This is a genomic window from Anaerohalosphaeraceae bacterium (genome assembly GCA_035378985.1).
Taxonomy (GTDB): domain Bacteria; phylum Planctomycetota; class Phycisphaerae; order Sedimentisphaerales; family Anaerohalosphaeraceae; genus JAHDQI01.
In genome coordinates, this window is sequence record DAOSUR010000005.1 from 21,393 (window position 1) to 39,245 (window position 17,853).

Here is a 17,853-nt window from a genome sequence, read left to right on the forward strand (position 1 = left end):
GGCTCGTAAAAAGCCGAACGTTTATTTGAGCTCTTCATCAAAAACAACGGCCACCTTGCCGCAGCGGCCGGAGGCCATCAGCGCATAGGCCTCCGCCGCCTGCGCCAGGGCAAAACGGTGGGTTATCAGCCGATCGGGGTGCAGTTTCCAGCGCACCAGCCGTTCGACCAGCTCCTCCATCCGCCACAGGCACGTCACCCACGAACCGTAAATCGTCTTCTGGTCGTGAATAATATCCGGCGACGGCTGGAACCGGCAGGTGCCGCCTTCACCCAGAAAGACGATTTTACCCCACTTGCGGGCCGCCTGAATGCAGGTGAGCCGTGCCGTTTCATTCGCCGAGCAGTCCACAGATTTTTCGACGCCGTGCCCGCCGGTCAGGTCGCGAACCTGCTGGACGTTCCCCGGTCCAGCCGGCAGCAGAACGTCAAACAGCCCCAGCTGTTCGGCAATCCGCAGCCGATCTGGAATGACTTCAATCCCGATGATTTTGTGGGCACCCATCGCACGGGCCAGCATCGCCGACGCAAGGCCGACAGGCCCCAAACCCGTAATCAGAACCGCATCGTTGCCGCAGACGCCGATTTTCTCCAGCCCTTCATAGACCGTGCCGAAACCGCAGGCCACCTGCGCCCCGTCGGAATAACTCAGCTCATCCGGCAGCGCGATGAGGTCTTTCTCCTCGGCCAGCAGGTATTCGGCCATCCCGCCGTCCCGCTGCCAGCCGTAGGCCCGCCGATACGGGCTGGTGCAGGAGATGTAGTACCCGCGCCGGCAGTCATTGCACAGCCCGCAGCCGGAGATGTGATAGACAATCACCCGGTCGCTTTCCTTGAACCGCCGACATCCCGGCCCCGTCTCGACAATCTGTCCGGCAGGCTCGTGTCCGGCAATCATCCCGGGTTGATAGCCCTCCGGACCTTTCCCTAGATGCTCGTGATAAATACAACGAATATCCGAGCCGCAAATCGTAGAGGATTTCATCCGAATCAGCACTTCTCCGTGTCCGGGTACGGGAATGTCAAACTCTTTGAGAACCGCGGTACTGTTGCCGGGCAGAATCGCCCCTTTCATCTTTCCTTTCATAATTTTTCCCCTGCATCAGATTCCTGCACATCCATTTCAAACCCACTGATTTTCAGCACACAGGTAAAGGCGTCAAACGGACGCTCTGTTTCCATCGCCGGCCATGTCACCGTCAACCGCCCCGCCGAATCGACGCTCCAGTCAATCGGCCCGGCCCATCCCAAAAGGTTCACACGTCCCTGACCGGACGCATTCTTCAGCCGAAGCGTTTTCAGGACAACGGTCTGTCCGGCGGCGGGTCTTCCCATCAGAAACACATACAGCGTCCGTCCGTCTTTAGAGACCGTATAGCGGACATCCTCGGCGGTCAGCGGTCTGCCGCGTCCTTCGTTGAATCCGGCCCCCCGAATCGGAGCCGCTTCGCTCATCGCGGGCCCCTCTCCATACACCTTCCATGGACGCGTTGCATAAATCGCCTCTCCGTTGACATCTATCCAGGCCGCAATCTCCTCCAGAATCCGCTCTTCCTCGGCATCGAGCGTGCCGTCGCTTCGAAGCGGAACACTCAAAAGCAGATTGCCGTTTTTGCTGACAATATCAACCAGCATCTGAACGACCGTCTTGGCGCTTTTGTAGCGGCGCTGCTCGTAAATCCGCCGGTCATAGTGCCAGCTGCCCAGACATGTGCAGGTCTGCCACGGCAGCGGCTCAATCTGAGGGCTGGTGCCGCGCTCAATATCCCAGACCATGCACCGCCGCTGCTCGGGCGTAAGCACCTTGCCGGTCAGCACAGCTTCCAGCTTCCCTTTGTTCCAGCGGATGCTGCTGTTGTAATAGTGGGCGGCAATCCGAAGACCGACATCACTGACCGGATACAGCGGCAGGGCCGTATCATCAAAATAAATTAAATCCGGCCGATAGCGGTTGAGCAAATTAAGTGTGCGGTTGTAAAACTTGCGGCAGTACGCCTCATCCGGAACACTGGCGCCGTTTCCCCAGTCCCACTGGCGGTGAATCGCCGAAGGGTCCTCCGCATCCGCACTGCGCGGATGATTCTGGGCGTACAAATCCTGCGGGTCCAGTCCTTCCCACCAGAGCCCTTTGCCGTCCGCCTTCGTCAGCTTGCCGTCATACGGCACGCCGGCATAGGGCCCGGTTTTGTCCGCTCCCTGCGCCGGCTCATACCAGGTCCAGGCGTGCGAGGCGTGGACGCTGACGCCGAAGCGCAGGCCCTGCCGGCGCGCCGCCTCCGCCCAGCCCGCAATCAAATCCTTTTTCGGGCCGACCTTCACCGAGTTCCACGGCTGGTATTTGCTGTCCCAGTTGTCGAAATTGTCGTGATGATTGGCCAGTGCCACAAAATAGCGAGCCCCGACCCGCTTATACAGCGCCAGCAGTTTGTCCGGGTCCCAGTTTTCGGCCTTCCAGGTATGAATCACATCCTTAAAGCCAAACTGCGACGGATGGCCGTAGCGCTGCCGATGATAGGCAAAAATATCGCCCGCCCAGCTCGGCGCATTTTCCATATACATAAACCGCGCGTACCAGTCGCCGCGCTCCGGTGCACACTGCGGCCCCCAATGCGCCCAGATGCCGAACTTGGCATCCCGAAACCACTCCGGCGTCTCATAGCGGCTCAGCGATTCCCAGGCCGGCTCAAACGGCCCGGTCTGCATCCGCTCCACCCGCTCCCGTTCGGCACAGCCCCCCAGCACAACCGCCGCCAGCATCGTCAATATTTCCGTTTTCCTCATACCGACTCCTTTCTATCTGCCCGATGGTCCGTTGCAGCCGCTCTTACGGCGGCGTAATCTCGCCCGCGGGGTCCCACAGGTCCTCCCAGGACTGATTGGGCTTCCACAGAAAGACCTGCCCTTTAATCAGCCGGCAGTTTTTATCAATCCGCCGAATCTGCTCCATCTCGTCTTCGCTGAGCGGCTCGCTGACCGCCGCACGGAGATTGTCGGCGTAGTGATGCAGTGAAAACGGAATCGGAATCTGTCCCCGCTGAATCGCCCAGCGGATGCACACCGCGGCCACGGTCGTTGACCGCCGAGCGGCAATCTTCCGCAGCACCGGGTCTTCCAGCACCACCGTATCTTCGGGGGTTCGGTCCCGGTCCGGACGGGCGGGCGAGCCGAGCGGACAATACCCGACCGGTACAATGCCGTGCTCCACGCAAAAGGCAAACAGCTCCGGCTGCTGAAAATGCGGATGCAGCTCCATCTGATTGCACACCGGCTTGATGCGGGCATCCCGCAGCAGGAGTTTGAGCTTGGGGATGGTCATATTCGATGTGCCGATATGCCGCACAAGCCCCTGCTCCACCAGCCGCTCCATTTGGCGCCAGGTCTTCATATAATTGTCGTGGATATACGGCTTGGCGTCCGGACTGCGCGAGTGCACATCGCATCCCGGCGGGTGATAATTGGGAAACGGCCAGTGCACCAGATACAAATCCAAATAGTCCAGCCCCAAATCCTCCAGCGAACGCCGGCACGCCTCCTCCACCCGCTGGTGCATATCATTCCAGAGTTTGGAGGTAATCCACAGCTCGCTGCGTTTCAGCCGGCCGCTGCGGAAATAATACTGCAGCACCTGTCCAATCTGCTTTTCGTTGCCGTACACCGCCGCACAGTCCAGATGCCGATATCCGGCCGCCAGCGCCTCGCCGACGGCCTGCGCCACCTGGTCGGCGGAAAAGCGGTCCGACCCGAACGTACCCAGCCCAATCGCCGGAATCTTCGCTCCCGTGTACAAGACCCGAACGGGCACCTTCGAGGGCTCAACGGCCTGCGGGATATGGTCAAAATTCATCCTGGCCTCCTGAACACATCAACTGCCGCAGGGGCTCTGCATTATTTTTAGGTCAGCAGATGCCCCAAAACTCTCCATACAACGGTTAAAGGCTTTCAAGTGTACTCAAAAGCTGCGAATAAGATACCTCGCTTCGAATCCGGAAAAAATGGATTATTTTTCTAATTTATGGACTATTTTTTGATTTTTGCTATTCTTATCCTATGCTCAAGCATTTGCTGGACAATCTGGAAATCAACATCCTGAACATCGAACTGTACCGCGTGCATCGGGAATGGAACCACCGAAACGTAAACAGCCCCTATTCAAGGATTTATCTGATTACTGACGGCGAAGGCACCCTCCGGCATCACGGCCGGACCTACTCCCTTCAAAGCGGCTTTTTGTATCTGATTCCCGCCTTTACGACAGTAGATATGTCCTGTCCGGATACCTTCGAGCACTATTACATCCACCTGACGACATTTCTGCCGGACGGCGTAAACCTGTTTGCTTTGGTGGACTGCGACTATCAGATTGAGGCCCGAAAATACGGCATCGGACGCTGGATTTTCGACCGGCTGCTGGAGCTGAACCCAGGTCTGGAACTGATTGAACGCGACGCCAACAAGCCCATTTACGAATCGGTCCTGCGCCGCAGCGAAGAACTCAGCCAAACCAAGACGGCCGCCGAACTGATGGAAACCAACGCCCTGATTCGGCTGATTCTGGCCGCCTTTCTGCGAACCGCCAACCCCGCCGGAACCGATACCGCCCTGCGCGGCTACAGCCGGTTTCAGCGGGTCCTGCGGCATATCCATCAGAATCTGCACCGGGAGATCACGCTGGCGGAACTGGCGGACCTGGCCGAGTTAAGCCCTGCTTATTTTTCCAATTTGTTTTCCCGAATGATGGGAGCCGGCCCGATTGAGTTTGTCAATCGCCGCAAAATGGAACAGGCCCAGCGGCTCCTGCTGGGGACTTCCAAACCCCTCAAGGAAATCGCCGCCGAGGTGGGCTTTCGGGATGTTTTTTACTTCTCCCGCCTGTTTCGAAAAATCACCGGCAGCGCCCCCGGCCGATACCGACGGGAACATGTGTCTTCCTGAAACAAAAAGCATCTGCTTCTTTTCTTGCCAACAAGGCCGCCTTCGGATACAAAAGACTCATCGACGGGAGATTGGATATGCTGCACAACAAAATACAAAGGTACGCACTCGTTGTCTTTACAAACACTCTGCTGACTCTGTCTGCATCGGGCAAATCGGAAAGTCCGCGACAGATTCTTGATTTTGACTGGGACTGGAAGTTTCTCAAAGAAGACGCTGCCGGTGCACAGCAGACCGATTTTGACGACAGCACCTGGCGGGCGGTCCACCTGCCGCACGACTGGAGTATTGAGGGCCCCTACAGTCAGCAATGGGCCAGCGGCACCGGCTATCTGCCCGGCGGCATCGGTTGGTACCGCAAGACTTTCTCCTCGCCGTTGGACTGGAAAAACAAGACTGTTCTGATTGAATTTGACGGCATCTATAAGAACTCGGAAGTCTGGCTGAACGGACAGTTTCTCGGCAAACGCCCCTTCGGCTACATCGGCTTTCAGTATGACCTGACGAACCATCTGCTCTTTGACAGGCCGAATGTGCTGGCCGTCCGCGTCAATCATTCCGATTTTGCCGACTCGCGCTGGTACCCCGGCTCCGGCATTTACCGGCATGTGCGGCTGATTGTCACTGACAAGCTCCGCATCCTGCCCTGGGGCGTTTCTATCCAGTCCAAACCGCTGGAGGGCGGAAAGGCCGCCGTGTCCATCGAGACCGTCCTGCTCAACGGCCGAACGCAGGCCGCCCGCATCCAAATCGTTTCCTCCATCTTTGACGCCCAAAATCGGCGCGTCTTTCAGCAGGAAAGTCCGGAAACCGTTGAACCCGGCAAACAACTCATTCACCGCAGGCATTTTACCCTCGAAAACGTTCGGCTCTGGTCGCCGGATGACCCGGTTCTCTATCGACTCGAAACCGCTCTTGTAGAGGACGGAAAACCTGTTGACAAACTCGACACCTCCTTCGGCATCCGCTCCATCCGATTTGACCCGAATGAAGGATTCTTCCTGAACGGTCAAAATCTAAAAATCAAAGGCGTTTGCATTCACCACGACGGCGGCCCGCTCGGGGCGGCTGTGCCGGAAAAACTCTGGCGTTTCCGCCTGGCTCAGCTGAAGGAAATCGGCTGCAACGCCATCCGCACCAGCCACAATCCGCCCGCACCGGAACTGCTGGACCTGTGCGACCAGATGGGGTTTTTGGTGATGGATGAGGCCTTTGATGAATATACCCCGCCCAAGAAGAAATGGATTGAGGGCTGGAACAAAGGCACACCCGGCTTTGACGGCTACGGCAAGGTCTTCGAAGAATGGGCCGTTCGCGATATTCAGGATATGGTCCGCCGCGACCGCAATCACCCTTCGATTATTCTCTGGAGCATCGGCAATGAGATTGACTTCGCCAACGACCCGTTTTCGCATCCGTCCATGGGGGCGGAGTACAAGCCCGACCAGCCGCCGGCGGAAAACCTGACCAAGCTGGCCCGCCCGCTGGCCGAAGCCGTGCGTACCCTGGACAGCACCCGGCCCATCACGGCCGCCCTGGCCAATGCCTCTGTATCCAACCTCGTCGGTTTTGCCGACCTGCTGGATGTCATCGGCTACAATTATCAGGAGCAGCGGTACGCCCAGGACCATCAGCAGTACCCCAACCGCTGCATCCTCGGCAGCGAAAACAGCATGTCCTTTGCCGCCTGGAAAGCCGTGCTCGAAAACGCATACGTATCAGGTCAATTCCTGTGGATTGGCTATGACTATCTGGGCGAGGCCGCCGGCTGGCCCGTCCGCAGCTGGACCCGGGGGCTCTTTGACCTGTGCAATTTGAAAAAACCCATCGCCTGGCAGCGGCAGGCCTGGTGGACCGACAGGCCGATGGTCTATCTGGCCGTGACGACGGGCGGAGGCGGCGGCTTTCGACGCGGGCAGGAGCCGCAAAGCCACTGGAACTGGCCGGCGGGCTCAACCGTCACGGTGCTAATCTACTCAAACTGTCAGGAAGTCGAGCTGTTTCTCAACGACAAGTCGCTGGGGGTTTCCGCTCCCTTGAGCGTGCCCGAGCGAACCATCCGCCGGCCGGTACCCTTTGAAAGCGGCACATTGACCGCCGTCGGCAGAAACGGGGAAAAAGAGCTCTGCCGATATACCCTTACCACCGCCGGCGCCGCTGAGCAAATCCGCCTGATTCCCGACTGCACTGCGCTTCGGGCCGACGGCAGAGACACAGCGCTTGTAGAGTTTCTTATTATGGACGCCAGCGGAACCGTTGTGCCGACGGCTTCGGATTCTGTGTCATTTGACATCTGCGGTCCGGGCCGGATTCTGGCGGTCGGAAACGGCGACCCCGCCTGCCATGAAAATCACAAAGGAAACACGTATCCCGCCTATCGCGGACGCGGCCTGCTGATTGTTCAATCGGAAAGACAGGCGGGAACCATCGAAATCAAAGCCGCCGGCGGCAATTTGAAACCGGCTGTGCTGACGCTGAAATCCCACTAAAAAGAAAGGCGGAAATCCTTTAGGCCTGCTCCGCACGTTCATCGCACAGACGAATACAGTGCATTCCAGCCATCCCGGGTAGGGGCTGCCGCCAATCATCAGTCCGCTTAAAAAAGAATCAACCGGCTGCGCAAGTCAAAGCCGGTTCTCAAGCGGAGTGCAGATCAGCAGCCGACGACCGTGCCGGAGTGGGATCTCATCAATCCCCCAGCCGGTCTTTTCTAAAACCATTTTCACTTTCGGCAGATGCCCGGAACTCGGAAGCAGAAACAAATGCGGAAAACCGTCCTCCAGCATATCCTGAACTTCCTTCTCCACGGTCTCCGGCGACATAAAAGCAGGATAGGGTGTATCGTCGTGGGTGATATTTTCGACCTCCATCGCTCCGTAAAACCAAAGCCCGTCCACCCGCTCCCCGACCACGACAATTTCGTATTGTCCGCTCGGCAAATGCGTTTTCAGGTCCTGCCATAGAGCACGGCAGTCATTGCGAACCGGCACAAACCCCATCCCCGCCCGCACGCCCAAAAGCAGAATGCCCCAAATCGCCGCAAACGAAAGGGCCTTACGACCCTCGGGAGAAAGACCCCATCCGGATTCCGCAAACCAGGCCGGAATCAGCCGTGCCGAAGCCAAGGCCAGGGCCGGAAATACCGGCAGAGCATAAAGTCCCAATTTGGAACTGGCGAAGGTTAATACCGCCATCGGAACACAAATCCAGCAGGCCAAAAACAAAGAAGAAGGGTTTGCCGCCAGTCGCTTCCAGCTCTCCCAGCGGAAGTACCGCCGAATCCCGTCAGGATGACGGAACCAGTCAATACTCCACGGCAAGGTCCCCAGCAGCAGAACCGGCGGATAAATCAGCGCCCCCCTCAGGCCCGGATTTCTTTGATACACATCCGAAACCAGCCGTCCCCAGACCTGACTGACAAACAAATATTTGGCCGCACCCGGTATCCGCCAACTCACAATAAGATACCAGAGGAACCCAATCAGCCCGAAAACAACGATTCCCGCAGGCAGCCACCATCCCCGCAGATAAGAAATCACTTCTCGGCGAACCAGCAAAAAAACAAACATCGCCCCGCACGGAATCAAAGCCGCCGGCCCTTTGGTCAGGAATCCCAGTCCGACCGCCGCACACAGCAGGATTTTCCAAAGGGTCTTTCGCATCTCTTCCGGCCGCGTGCTTTTCCAAAAAGCCGCCATTGATAATGTCGTAAACAGCGTCAGCGGGGTATCCATTGTGAGAAAATTGGCCGCCGAAAACGGAAGAATCATCGTGGCATAAATCACCGCAGCCGAAACCCCGTCCCGCAGGCGGCCTGTGAACGACCGACCAAGCTCAAAGACCGTCAAACAGGTGAGTGCATAACACAGTCCAAGGAAAAACCGTGCAGAAAATTCGCTGTATCCAAAGAGTTTCAGACCGGCCAAAATCCCCCAATACAAAAGAGGCGGTTTGTCCAGAAAGATTTCCTCTCCAAGTCGAGGGATGAGGTAATCTCGATGCAAATCCATATTGACGGCTGTTCCGATATAATATCCTTCGTCCGGCTGCCAAATGCCGCGAATCCCCTGGAACCCGAAGGATAAAACCAAAAGAACCGCCCCCGCCGACCAGAAGAGTGTTTTGGATTGCATCATCTTACCGCAGTTTCAGGGTTGCCAGCGCCAGAATTGCGAACGCAATCGACAGCAGCCAGAACCGCACTACCACCTGAGGTTCCGACCAGCCGCTCAGATGAAAATGATGATGAATCGGCGAACATTTAAACAGCTTGCGTCCCACGGCATATTTGCGTCGGGTATATTTGAAATATCCCACCTGCAGAATCACACTGCCCAGTTCCATCACAAACACCCCCCCAATCAGCAGCAGGAGTATCTCATTGCGGGTCACAATCGCCCCATACCCCATCGCCGCCCCCAGCGGCAGGGACCCGATATCTCCCATAAACACCTGTGCCGGAGGACAGTTGTACCACAGAAAACCGAGAATCGAGCCGGTAATCGCCGCAAAAAAGATGCACAGTTCGCCCGCTCCGGGCACCCGCGGCAGCAGCAGATACCCCGCCCAAGTCATTGAAGTCGCCCGCCCCATTGTTTCCGAGGCAATATAGCAAAGAATCACCAGCACCGTGGAAACTATCCCGATGCACCCGGAGGCTAATCCATCCATCCCGTCCGTCAGATTGACCGCATTGCTTGTAGCCGTAATATACAGCATCGACAGAATCACAAACATCCAGCCCGCCAGCTGGATGCCGTGTTTATAAAAAGGAAGCCACAACAGGCGCGCATCCTCCAGCTCCCTCATATCTGAATACAAAAACCAGGCCACCAGCAGGGAACCGCCCAGCTGATACACCAGCTTCTGCCAGACCAGAAGTCCGTCCCGGCTCTGTCCAGTCCCTTTGTTGGTCAGTTTCCAGTAATCATCCAATCCCCCAATCCATCCAAAAAACAGCATCAGGATGACCGCCTTGTGCACAAACGGATTGGTCAGTTTCGACCACAGAAAAGTCCCCGTCAGAATCCCCGTCAAAATGATGATTCCGCCCATCGTCGGGGTATTGGCGCGGTCTTTCATCAGTTCATTGAGTGCGGCATGGTGAAATTCGGGCCGATCACCGATTTTTTTTCGCATCAGCCAGCGAATAACCTTCGGCCCCAGCCAAAGCGTCAGCCCCCAACTGGTCAGAGCCGCCATCACAGCTCGAAACAGCACATCCTCATACGCATAAAAACCGATGCGGTAAATCTGCAACCACTGGCAAAGATGATAAATCAATTTCTTCCTCGTTTCTCAAGAGGCACTCTGCCGTCCGCCGAACAGCTCCCGCAGCCGTTCAACAACCCGTTCCAGCCGGACCGAGCGGGAGGCCTTAACCAGTATTATATCGTCCGGCCGGATGTAGAAATGCAGATTATTGCAGAGGGCTTCCACCGTACCAAAGGCAACCCGAACGCTGCCGCCGCCCAAATGATTATCGGCTCGCACCGCCCCCTCCGCCAGCACCTGAGCAAATTGCCCCGCCGATAAAAGAACAACTACACCTTGTTCTGCTGCAAACTTCCCCAGTTGACGGTGTAGGGCTTCGCTCTCCGCCCCCAGCTCGAGCATATCCCCTGCAATAAAGACACTCCGACGGCCCTGCGAGCGGGCCATTCGAATCAGGCAGTCCACCGCATTTTCCATCGAAGCCGGATTGGCATTGTAGCAGTCATTCAGCACGGTCAGCGGCCCCACATGTTCCACCTGCAGTCGCATCGGAGCGGCTCCGGCCGTCTTGATTGCTTCCGCAAAGTCCGATAAACCAACGCCCAAATCCCGACAAACCGCCCAAACCATCAGACAATTGCGAAGCGAGGCCATCCCGGCCAGGGGAATCCGAATCGTCCGGCCTTCCAGCTGAAGAAGACCGTTCGTCCCGCAGCTGTGCATCCGTTCCGCTCGAACCATACATTCCGGTCCTTCACCGACGGTGATGACCGGATGGGAAGAACGCAGGCGAACAGAACGAACCAAATCCGGAATATCCCCATTAATATAAACTTTTCCGCCGGAAGCTAACCCCTCCAGAATCGCCGTCTTTTCCCGAATAATGGCCGCTACAGAACCCATCCCTTCCAGATGAGCCGGAGCAATATGGGTAATCACGGCGATATCCGGACAAGCCATCCGGCTCAGGGGGGCAATCTCACCGGGATGATTCATTCCGATTTCCACCAAGAGAATCTCATCGTCCGGCTGGGCCGACAAAAGCGTCAGCGGCACACCGATTTGATTGTTGAAACTTTTCGGGGCCTGCCGACACCGAAACCGCCGACTGAGCACACAGTGAAGCAGATGGCGTGTGGTAGTTTTGCCGACGGACCCGGTAATTGCAATCACCCGAGCTTTCAGCCGTCTTCGATACCATGCCGCCAGCTGCCCCAGGGAACGGATCGTATCCTCTACGCGAATCACCGGAATCTTTAGGTCGGTCGGCGGCTCCTTCTGCACCACAGCACAGGCCGCCCCTTTCTGCTCTGCCTGATGGAGAAAATCATGCCCGTCAAACCGTTCCCCCGGCACGGCAAAAAAACACTCCCCCGGCTGGAGCGTGCGGGAATCTATGCTTACTCCCGTTACCGCTCTGTCCAACTGCCCGGAACAGGATTGCCCCAAAACCTCACACAGACTCGATAATGTCAAAGATTCCATTCAACAGTCCAATTCGGGTTTTTGATACACTTCGTCCGAGTTCCTGATAATCTACCAAAGGATTGTGAAAAGTGCTATGGGGTTGTTGAAATGCTGAAAAACTGCATCAAAATCCTATCGGGAAACGGATGAGAAGGACATCAGTATAATTCCCTATCAATTCGTTAAATTGCAGAGTTTGAACCTCTTTAAAAAAAAGAAAAGCAGCGGCAAGGAGGCAACCGCTGCTTTTTTCCCAGGTTGAAGAACCTGGCATTAGGAGGAGGAGGGTAATCTTGTTATTATATTCTACGGAATTTTCCCTATGCAGTTCAAGACTCTTTTTTAAAAATTTTTAATTTTTTTAAAATTTCTTTTCAACTACAGAATATACTCTATCTTGAATTATTAATAAAATAGAACTAAACCAACCAAAACCTAAATAATCCTGCTTTTTATGAGACCATTAAACAGGATATACTCTTGCTTTTTATATATGTATAATATTAAACCTTCAACTTTTTTATTGAACTTTTTATAAGACTGATATAGGATGCAGGAAAGCAGGGGAGAAGAAAAGAAAAAGAAGGGAAAAATCCTGCCGGAGGATTATGAGCAGCCGGTCTTCAAAAACCGGTTTTACGCTAATCGAGTTGCTCGTAGTGGTGTTTTTGATTGCACTGCTGCTGGCTATTGTTATCCCCTCCCTCTTCAAAGCTCAGGGACGAGTCCAGACAGTTACCTGCCAATCCAATCTCAAGCAGTGGGGAATCTATTTGGTCATCTACTCCAACGATAACGAAGGGTATCTGCCTTCCGACAGCCGGGACTGGATGACAATCCTGCTGCCCTATTCGGAAATGGCGCCATCCGCCGCCGATTCGAAAGCCCAGAACGATACCGGCTCAAAAAGCATTTCCTGCTGTCCGACAGCCTCTCAGCCCGGTTCTAACCCGCCGAGCGATTCCGGCCAGCCGTTTGCCGCTTTTCCCATTCAGTATCCTCACTCTTCGGAAACCGTAGCCCTCGGCAGTTACGGAATCAACGGCTGGGTCTGCCACGTTCCCTCTTCCGAAAAAGAAATTTACGGCATTCCCACGACCAAGAACTGGAGACGATTTGACGTCGGTGAAAGTGCTTCCAAAATCCCGCTGGTACTGGACAGTATGTGGATTCGGGCTTTTCTGGACAACACCAATCTGCCGCCGGAGAAAAACGGGGACTTTAACAACTGCGATTTGACCGGCGGCGGAGCTCGCCAGATGCGTCATTTCGCTATCGCCCGGCACAGCGGGCGCACCAATATTCTGTTTCTGGATTTAGGGGTTCACCAGACAGGGCTGAAAAACCTTTGGAAGATGAAATGGCACCGGGGAAGCGACACCAACGCTCCGGAACCTGAGTGGCCTGAATGGATGCAGGCCCTGCCGGAATAATCCGACAGGGATTCCCGCAGGTGTTTCTTACAGATTCCATGCCTTCGCAAACGCCGCAAAACTGCGGTCATAGGTTTTTTCCGCCGCCGGCGGAAAACAGCAGCCCGGCAGCTGGCGATTTTTCAGATGATACTGAAGGCACTCGCAGCAGATGCCCTTTCGGTCGCATCCGGGATACGAGCAGCTGCAAAACTTCAGATTCTTCTGCTGTTTGCACTCCATAAGACCCTCTCATTCAAACGAAGAATGAAACTCTACACAGCAAGCCGTCGGATTTTTGCTCCGACCCGATTCAGTTTTTCCTCGATTTTCTCATAGCCCCGGTCAATATGATAGACACGCTGGACCGTGGTCAGCCCGTGAGCGGCCATTCCCGCCAGCACCAGGGCCGCTGACGCCCGCAGGTCCGATGCCATCACCGGCGCGCCAATCAGTTTCTCCACCCCTTCCACAATCACACTGGAACCCTCTTTGCGCAGATGAGCCGCCATTCGGTTCAGCTCCGCCACATGCATAAACCGGTCCGGAAAGATTTTTTCCGTAATCACACTGTTGCCTTTGGCTAACGCCAGCAGGGCCATAAACTGCGCCTGCAGGTCCGTCGGAAATCCCGGATACGGCTGTGTGGTAATATCGGCCGGCAGCAGCTGTCCTTCGTAGCGCACCGTACATTCTCCCGGTCCTTCTTCCACCGTCAAACCGATATGGCGAAGCCGGTCTGTCACCGCCAGCATCTGATGAATCGGGCAGTTTCGAATCCGCAGACACCCGCGTGTAATCGCCGCCGCCGCCATAAACGTCCCTGCCTCAATCCGGTCGCCGATTACCGAATAGGAAACCGGATTCAGATGCCGCACCCCTTCAATCACCAGCCGCGGGGAACCGATGCCGCTGATTTTCGCCCCCATTGCGTTCAGGCAGTTAGCCAAATCCGCCACCTCCGGCTCACAGGCCGCCGATTCAATCACCGTCGTGCCTTTGGCCAGGACCGCCGCCATCATCACGTTGTCCGTTCCCAGCACGGTCGTTCCGAAGGGCCCGCCCAGAAAAATCTGCGTGCCGACAAGCCCGCCCGCCGGCGCCTCGGCCACAATATAGCCCTGCTCCAAATGAATCCTGGCCCCGAGGGCTCGAAGCCCGCGCAAATGAATATCCACAGGCCGGTCCCCAATCGCGCAGCCGCCCGGCATCGACACCCGTGCCTTGCCGAAGCGAGCCAGAAGCGGCCCCAGAATGCAGATGCTGGCGCGAATCTTGCGCACAATGTCATAGTCCCCCACCGGGCGGTCCAGCGGTCCGCTGTTAATCTGCAAAGCCCCGTCGGCTGTCCGCTCCACCCGGGCCCCCATACTCTCCAGCAGCGTCTCAAACGAGGATATGTCCGCCAAATACGGAGCATTGGGGATTGTGCTCACTCCGCCCGGCAGAATCATCGCCGCCATAATCGGCAGCGTCGAGTTCTTGCTGCCGGCTACCTCTATTTCGCCTTCCAGGCGTACCGGTCCTTCGATTTCAAAAATATCCATCCTGCTTTTCCTTTGCCAAATGAACCGCTTTTCACTATAACACCCTCCAGGAGAGATTGCAAATGCCCTCTGGGACAGGCGGACAATTCATCGGCTGGCTGGCGGCCGCTCAGGAAACGGCCCCTGCCTCCTCTGCGCTCCGAACGCTTTCTCTGCTTTGGTGGACCTTCTGTGCTCTCGGCGGACTGCTGACAATCCAATGGATGGTTTCCCTTCGGCGGGGCAACCCGCTGACCCGCTGCCCTGTCCGCAGACACCGCCTGCCGACATGGTTTGTCCCCCTGCAGCTGTTTGTCTGGATGCTCGGTTCTTTCCTGATTCTGTCGGTCATTAAAACGCTTGTCCCGCCGCAGAAGAAGGTTCTCCTCGAAGCCGCCCTCCACGGAAGCACTATTCTGTGGTATCTGCACCTGACAGTCCTGTTTCTGGCTGTAGCCCATTTCGGTTTTGTCCGGGGACTAGTCGGCTTCGGTCTGGATTTCCGCCGACTCAAAAAAGACTTGCTGAATGCAGCCGGAATTCTTTGGGGACTGCTGCCGCTGATTGTGCTTGCCCTCGAAGGAACATCCCAAATCGGTCGTTTTCTCTTTGGTCCGGATTTTACAATGGACCGTCATACGTCCCTGTCAGCCCTCCAGGAATATCCGCAGCTGTGGCTTCGGCTGCTGATTGTGGTCAATGCCGTGCTGGTAGTACCCGTGTTCGAGGAAGTGCTCTTTCGAGGTCTTCTTCAATCCGTCCTGACGGCAGCCCTGGGAAAGCCCTGGGTGTCCATTCTTGCTGTTTCCGCTCTTTTTGCCGGAATGCATCCTTATCCAACTCACATAGCCGCCCTGCTGATTCTCTCCATCGGGCTCGGATACGCTTATGAAAAAAGCGGTTCGCTTTGGCAGCCCATCTTTATCCATATTCTTTTCAACAGCATTAACGTCGCTGCCGCTCTGCTGGGCGTTTGACGATTTCTTCTCTTTTCCAAATTGACACCTCTGTAAATCTTTCTATGATAGGCCGGACATTCTGGACCGGATTAACTCGAAGCTCAAAACGTAGAATTCAGAATATTATGTGGCTCCGTCTTTGGCGAAGAAAACAGGCCTCGATTCGGCAAACCCTCAAAGGAAGCTCCCTGCACCGTTTTTGGGGCCAAACCCTCTTTCATGACCTGCTCTGGCGGACCGACCGACGCTCCATTGCAGGCGGGCTGGCATTGGGCCTTTTTATTGCCTTTACCCCCACAATACCGTTCCAAATGACCCTGGCTGTCATCGGAGCCCTTTTTCTGAAGGTGAATCTGCCGATTGCCATCGCCGCCTGCTGGATTACAAACCCCCTGACCGCCCTGCCTGTTTATACCGCCGCCTGGAAACTCGGCAAATACCTGATAGAACATATCGGAATTATCCATTCCTTTTTGGATGCCCACCGGTTTGAAGCCAAATCCGCCCATCTGATTCTCAACGGGATTTATCTTTGGACAGGGTCCCTGATTTTCTCCACACTGGCAGCCGTCCTCGGATCTCTTCTGGTCCTTTTGCTGTGGAAAATGCCTCGGTCCCGTCGTCGAAAGCGGCAGACAGATTCCTTGCAGGAACCCGGCCTCTTCTCCGACCGCAGCAGTTCACAGACAACCTGAAAATTTTAAAAAATCCGGAAAAACAGACGTTGGCGCCCCTTTCCGACCAACTGTATAATTCCTGTTTTCCAAGACAGAAAGCCGAAAACCAATGTTGACAACGGAAAGGACAGCCCCCAAAGCTGCATGGGGGAAATCTTCAGAAAGCAGGAACAATTCAGAGCCGTTGCGGTCTGACAAGGCGGCCGGAAAAAGACCCGGGCAGATAATCTAAAAACTTCTCCGTCTGCCCCCGGCCGGTTTGCTGCCGCAGCATGGGAGGCAGAGAATGACCAATCCGCTTTTGATACCGGAACTGAAAGAACTGCTGGCAAACAACGATTCGGAAACGATTCAAAAGTTCTGTCAGCAGAATCATCCGGGTACGGTCGCTGAACTCATCAGCGGTCTGGAGCCGTCAGAAATCTGGCAGGTCCTTCACCTGCTCGACCCCCCTCTGCGGGCCGAAATCTTCTCCTTTTTCGACCTGAATAAACAGGTTGAACTGGCGACCGGTCCGAGCCGAAAGGATATGGCCCGCCTGCTGGAAGAAATGCCTCCTGACGACCGGGCGGACCTGGTCCGAAAACTCGACGAATCCCTGCTGGAAGAGATTCTTCCGCTTGTGGCCAAGGCCGAGCGGGAAGACATCCGCAAACTGGTCTCCTACGAAGAACGCACCGCCGGGGCGGTGATGAGCACGGACTATGCAGTTCTTCGCCCCGAAATGACCGTCGCACAGGCCATTGAGCAGCTCCGCCTCCAGGCCCCGTCCAAAGAAACCATTTACTATATCTATGTGATTGACGAAAACCGAAAGCTCATTGGATTCGTCTCGCTGAAAGACCTGATTACCGCCAAGCCGACTCAGCTGGTGCGGGATATCATGCACACCGACGCCATTTTTGCCCGCGTCAATGATGACCAGGAAGTCGTCGCCAAGCTTATCGAAAAATACGACCTGATCGCCGTCCCCATTGTGGATGAAAACGGTGTGCTGGTCGGCATCGTCACCCACGATGACGCCATCGACATTATCCGGCAGGAACAAACAGAAGATATGGAAAAGTTCATGGGAATCGCCGGTACCCACGAAGTCAGCAATTACCTTCAGACGCCTTGGTGGAAGCATTTTACCAAACGAGTCTACTGGATTGTCGGTCTGGCTGCTCTCGGACTGGTTTCCGGACTCGTGATCCACAGTTTCGAAGCAACCCTGATGAATCTGCTGATTCTGGCTTTGTATATGCCGATGGTCGCCGATACGGGCGGCAATACCGGCAGCCAGGCCGCTACCGTGGTTGTCCGCGCCCTGGCCCTCGGTCAGCTAAGGCCGAAAGACTTTCTCAAAGTGCTTCTGAAGGAATTTCAGGTCTCACTGGGTCTTGCCGTCATTCTCGGTCTGCTTTCCTTCGGCAAGGTTCTTTTCCTGTCCCGCACATCTGAAATCCCCGGCGGCTACTCCCTGGCGATGATTGCTGCAGCCATTGCGGTTGCCCTGGGTCTTCAGGTCATCACGGCTACGCTCATTGGGGCCGCTCTGCCGCTCCTCGTTGCCCGATTCAAACACGACCCGGCCGTCGTCGCCAGCCCCGCCCTGACCACCATCGTCGATATCACCGGCCTGTTCATCTATTTCTGTACCGCCAAAGTTTTCCTCGGAGTCTGAC

General features: G+C 55.8%; 14 protein-coding genes. 6 read left to right on the forward strand and 8 right to left on the reverse strand.

Going from position 1 to position 17,853, the window contains the following annotated elements:
- Window positions 1-21: 21 nt before the first annotated feature.
- The 3 genes from PKY88_05250 to PKY88_05260 are packed head-to-tail and all read right to left on the reverse strand — an operon-like array spanning window position 22 to window position 3,843.
- Window positions 22-1,086, reverse strand: coding sequence for a zinc-binding dehydrogenase (locus tag PKY88_05250; protein ID HOQ04600.1), 1,065 nt, complete (start codon window positions 1,084-1,086; stop codon window positions 22-24).
- Window positions 1,083-2,780 (reverse strand): alpha-L-fucosidase, encoded by a 1,698-nt coding sequence (locus tag PKY88_05255; GenBank protein ID HOQ04601.1) that lies wholly within the window; start codon window positions 2,778-2,780, stop codon window positions 1,083-1,085. The genes PKY88_05250 and PKY88_05255 overlap by 4 nt, the downstream gene beginning before the upstream one ends.
- A 43-nt stretch (window positions 2,781-2,823) precedes the next feature.
- Window positions 2,824-3,843 carry an aldo/keto reductase gene (locus PKY88_05260; GenBank protein ID HOQ04602.1) on the reverse strand — a complete coding sequence of 340 codons (1,020 nt, stop codon included), beginning with the start codon at window positions 3,841-3,843 and terminating at the stop codon, window positions 2,824-2,826.
- 203 nt (window positions 3,844-4,046) lie between these two features.
- Between PKY88_05260 and PKY88_05265 the strand changes: the two genes are divergently transcribed.
- Window positions 4,047-4,931, forward strand: a complete 885-nt coding sequence (locus PKY88_05265) for an AraC family transcriptional regulator (GenBank protein HOQ04603.1) — start codon at window positions 4,047-4,049, stop codon at window positions 4,929-4,931.
- A 77-nt stretch (window positions 4,932-5,008) separates the two neighbouring features.
- Window positions 5,009-7,420 (forward strand): glycoside hydrolase family 2 TIM barrel-domain containing protein, encoded by a 2,412-nt coding sequence (locus PKY88_05270; protein ID HOQ04604.1) that lies wholly within the window; start codon window positions 5,009-5,011, stop codon window positions 7,418-7,420.
- A 135-nt stretch (window positions 7,421-7,555) separates the two neighbouring features.
- Here PKY88_05270 and PKY88_05275 read toward each other — a convergent pair whose 3' ends face one another.
- From PKY88_05275 to murF, 3 genes are read right to left on the reverse strand one after another with little or no spacing between them, the layout of a single operon-like run.
- Window positions 7,556-9,067, reverse strand: coding sequence for a glycosyltransferase family 39 protein (locus tag PKY88_05275; protein HOQ04605.1), 1,512 nt, complete (start codon window positions 9,065-9,067; stop codon window positions 7,556-7,558).
- 1 nt (window position 9,068) lies between these two features.
- A complete protein-coding gene (mraY, locus tag PKY88_05280; protein HOQ04606.1) occupies window positions 9,069-10,214 on the reverse strand; it encodes a phospho-N-acetylmuramoyl-pentapeptide-transferase in 1,146 nt (381 codons plus the stop codon).
- Window positions 10,215-10,229: 15 nt separating this feature from the next.
- On the reverse strand, window positions 10,230-11,630 hold the full coding sequence (gene murF, locus PKY88_05285) for a UDP-N-acetylmuramoyl-tripeptide--D-alanyl-D-alanine ligase (protein ID HOQ04607.1): 1,401 nt from the start codon (window positions 11,628-11,630) through the stop codon (window positions 10,230-10,232).
- A gap of 590 nt (window positions 11,631-12,220) precedes the next feature.
- Here murF and PKY88_05290 point away from each other — a divergent pair.
- A complete protein-coding gene (locus tag PKY88_05290) occupies window positions 12,221-13,045 on the forward strand; it encodes a prepilin-type N-terminal cleavage/methylation domain-containing protein (GenBank protein HOQ04608.1) in 825 nt (274 codons plus the stop codon).
- 27 nt (window positions 13,046-13,072) lie between these two features.
- On the opposite strand, the gene PKY88_05295 is transcribed toward PKY88_05290, so the two are convergent.
- Together PKY88_05295 and murA are read right to left on the reverse strand one after the other, a co-directional pair.
- Window positions 13,073-13,267, reverse strand: coding sequence for a DUF6485 family protein (locus PKY88_05295; protein ID HOQ04609.1), 195 nt, complete (start codon window positions 13,265-13,267; stop codon window positions 13,073-13,075).
- Window positions 13,268-13,299: 32 nt separating this feature from the next.
- Window positions 13,300-14,571 (reverse strand): UDP-N-acetylglucosamine 1-carboxyvinyltransferase, encoded by a 1,272-nt coding sequence (murA, locus tag PKY88_05300; GenBank protein ID HOQ04610.1) that lies wholly within the window; start codon window positions 14,569-14,571, stop codon window positions 13,300-13,302.
- A gap of 62 nt (window positions 14,572-14,633) precedes the next feature.
- Here murA and PKY88_05305 point away from each other — a divergent pair, with 62 nt between their 5' ends.
- From PKY88_05305 to mgtE, 3 genes are all read left to right on the forward strand, one after another.
- Window positions 14,634-15,527: a type II CAAX endopeptidase family protein gene (locus PKY88_05305; GenBank protein HOQ04611.1), complete on the forward strand. Its 894-nt coding sequence runs from the start codon at window positions 14,634-14,636 to the stop codon at window positions 15,525-15,527.
- Between the two features lie 107 nt (window positions 15,528-15,634).
- The gene (locus PKY88_05310; protein ID HOQ04612.1) at window positions 15,635-16,204 is read left to right on the forward strand and encodes a DUF2062 domain-containing protein; all 570 of its coding nucleotides are present in this window, start codon (window positions 15,635-15,637) and stop codon (window positions 16,202-16,204) included.
- 268 nt (window positions 16,205-16,472) lie between these two features.
- Window positions 16,473-17,852, forward strand: a complete 1,380-nt coding sequence (mgtE, locus tag PKY88_05315; GenBank protein ID HOQ04613.1) for a magnesium transporter — start codon at window positions 16,473-16,475, stop codon at window positions 17,850-17,852.
- Window position 17,853 lies beyond the last annotated feature (1 nt).

What these genes read in the sequence shown, in the direction of transcription:
- PKY88_05250 (HOQ04600.1), bottom strand. Translation starts at nt 1,086, where the DNA reads ATGAAAGGAAAGATGAAAGGGGCGATTCTGCCCGGCAACAGTACCGCG.
- PKY88_05255 (HOQ04601.1), bottom strand. Translation starts at nt 2,780, where the DNA reads ATGAGGAAAACGGAAATATTGACGATGCTGGCGGCGGTTGTGCTGGGG.
- PKY88_05260 (HOQ04602.1), bottom strand. Translation starts at nt 3,843, where the DNA reads ATGAATTTTGACCATATCCCGCAGGCCGTTGAGCCCTCGAAGGTGCCC.
- PKY88_05265 (HOQ04603.1), top strand. Translation starts at nt 4,047, where the DNA reads ATGCTCAAGCATTTGCTGGACAATCTGGAAATCAACATCCTGAACATC.
- PKY88_05270 (HOQ04604.1), top strand. Translation starts at nt 5,009, where the DNA reads ATGCTGCACAACAAAATACAAAGGTACGCACTCGTTGTCTTTACAAAC.
- PKY88_05275 (HOQ04605.1), bottom strand. Translation starts at nt 9,067, where the DNA reads ATGATGCAATCCAAAACACTCTTCTGGTCGGCGGGGGCGGTTCTTTTG.
- murF (HOQ04607.1), bottom strand. Translation starts at nt 11,630, where the DNA reads ATGGAATCTTTGACATTATCGAGTCTGTGTGAGGTTTTGGGGCAATCC.
- PKY88_05290 (HOQ04608.1), top strand. Translation starts at nt 12,221, where the DNA reads ATGAGCAGCCGGTCTTCAAAAACCGGTTTTACGCTAATCGAGTTGCTC.
- PKY88_05295 (HOQ04609.1), bottom strand. Translation starts at nt 13,267, where the DNA reads ATGGAGTGCAAACAGCAGAAGAATCTGAAGTTTTGCAGCTGCTCGTAT.
- murA (HOQ04610.1), bottom strand. Translation starts at nt 14,571, where the DNA reads ATGGATATTTTTGAAATCGAAGGACCGGTACGCCTGGAAGGCGAAATA.
- PKY88_05305 (HOQ04611.1), top strand. Translation starts at nt 14,634, where the DNA reads ATGCCCTCTGGGACAGGCGGACAATTCATCGGCTGGCTGGCGGCCGCT.
- PKY88_05310 (HOQ04612.1), top strand. Translation starts at nt 15,635, where the DNA reads ATGTGGCTCCGTCTTTGGCGAAGAAAACAGGCCTCGATTCGGCAAACC.
- mgtE (HOQ04613.1), top strand. Translation starts at nt 16,473, where the DNA reads ATGACCAATCCGCTTTTGATACCGGAACTGAAAGAACTGCTGGCAAAC.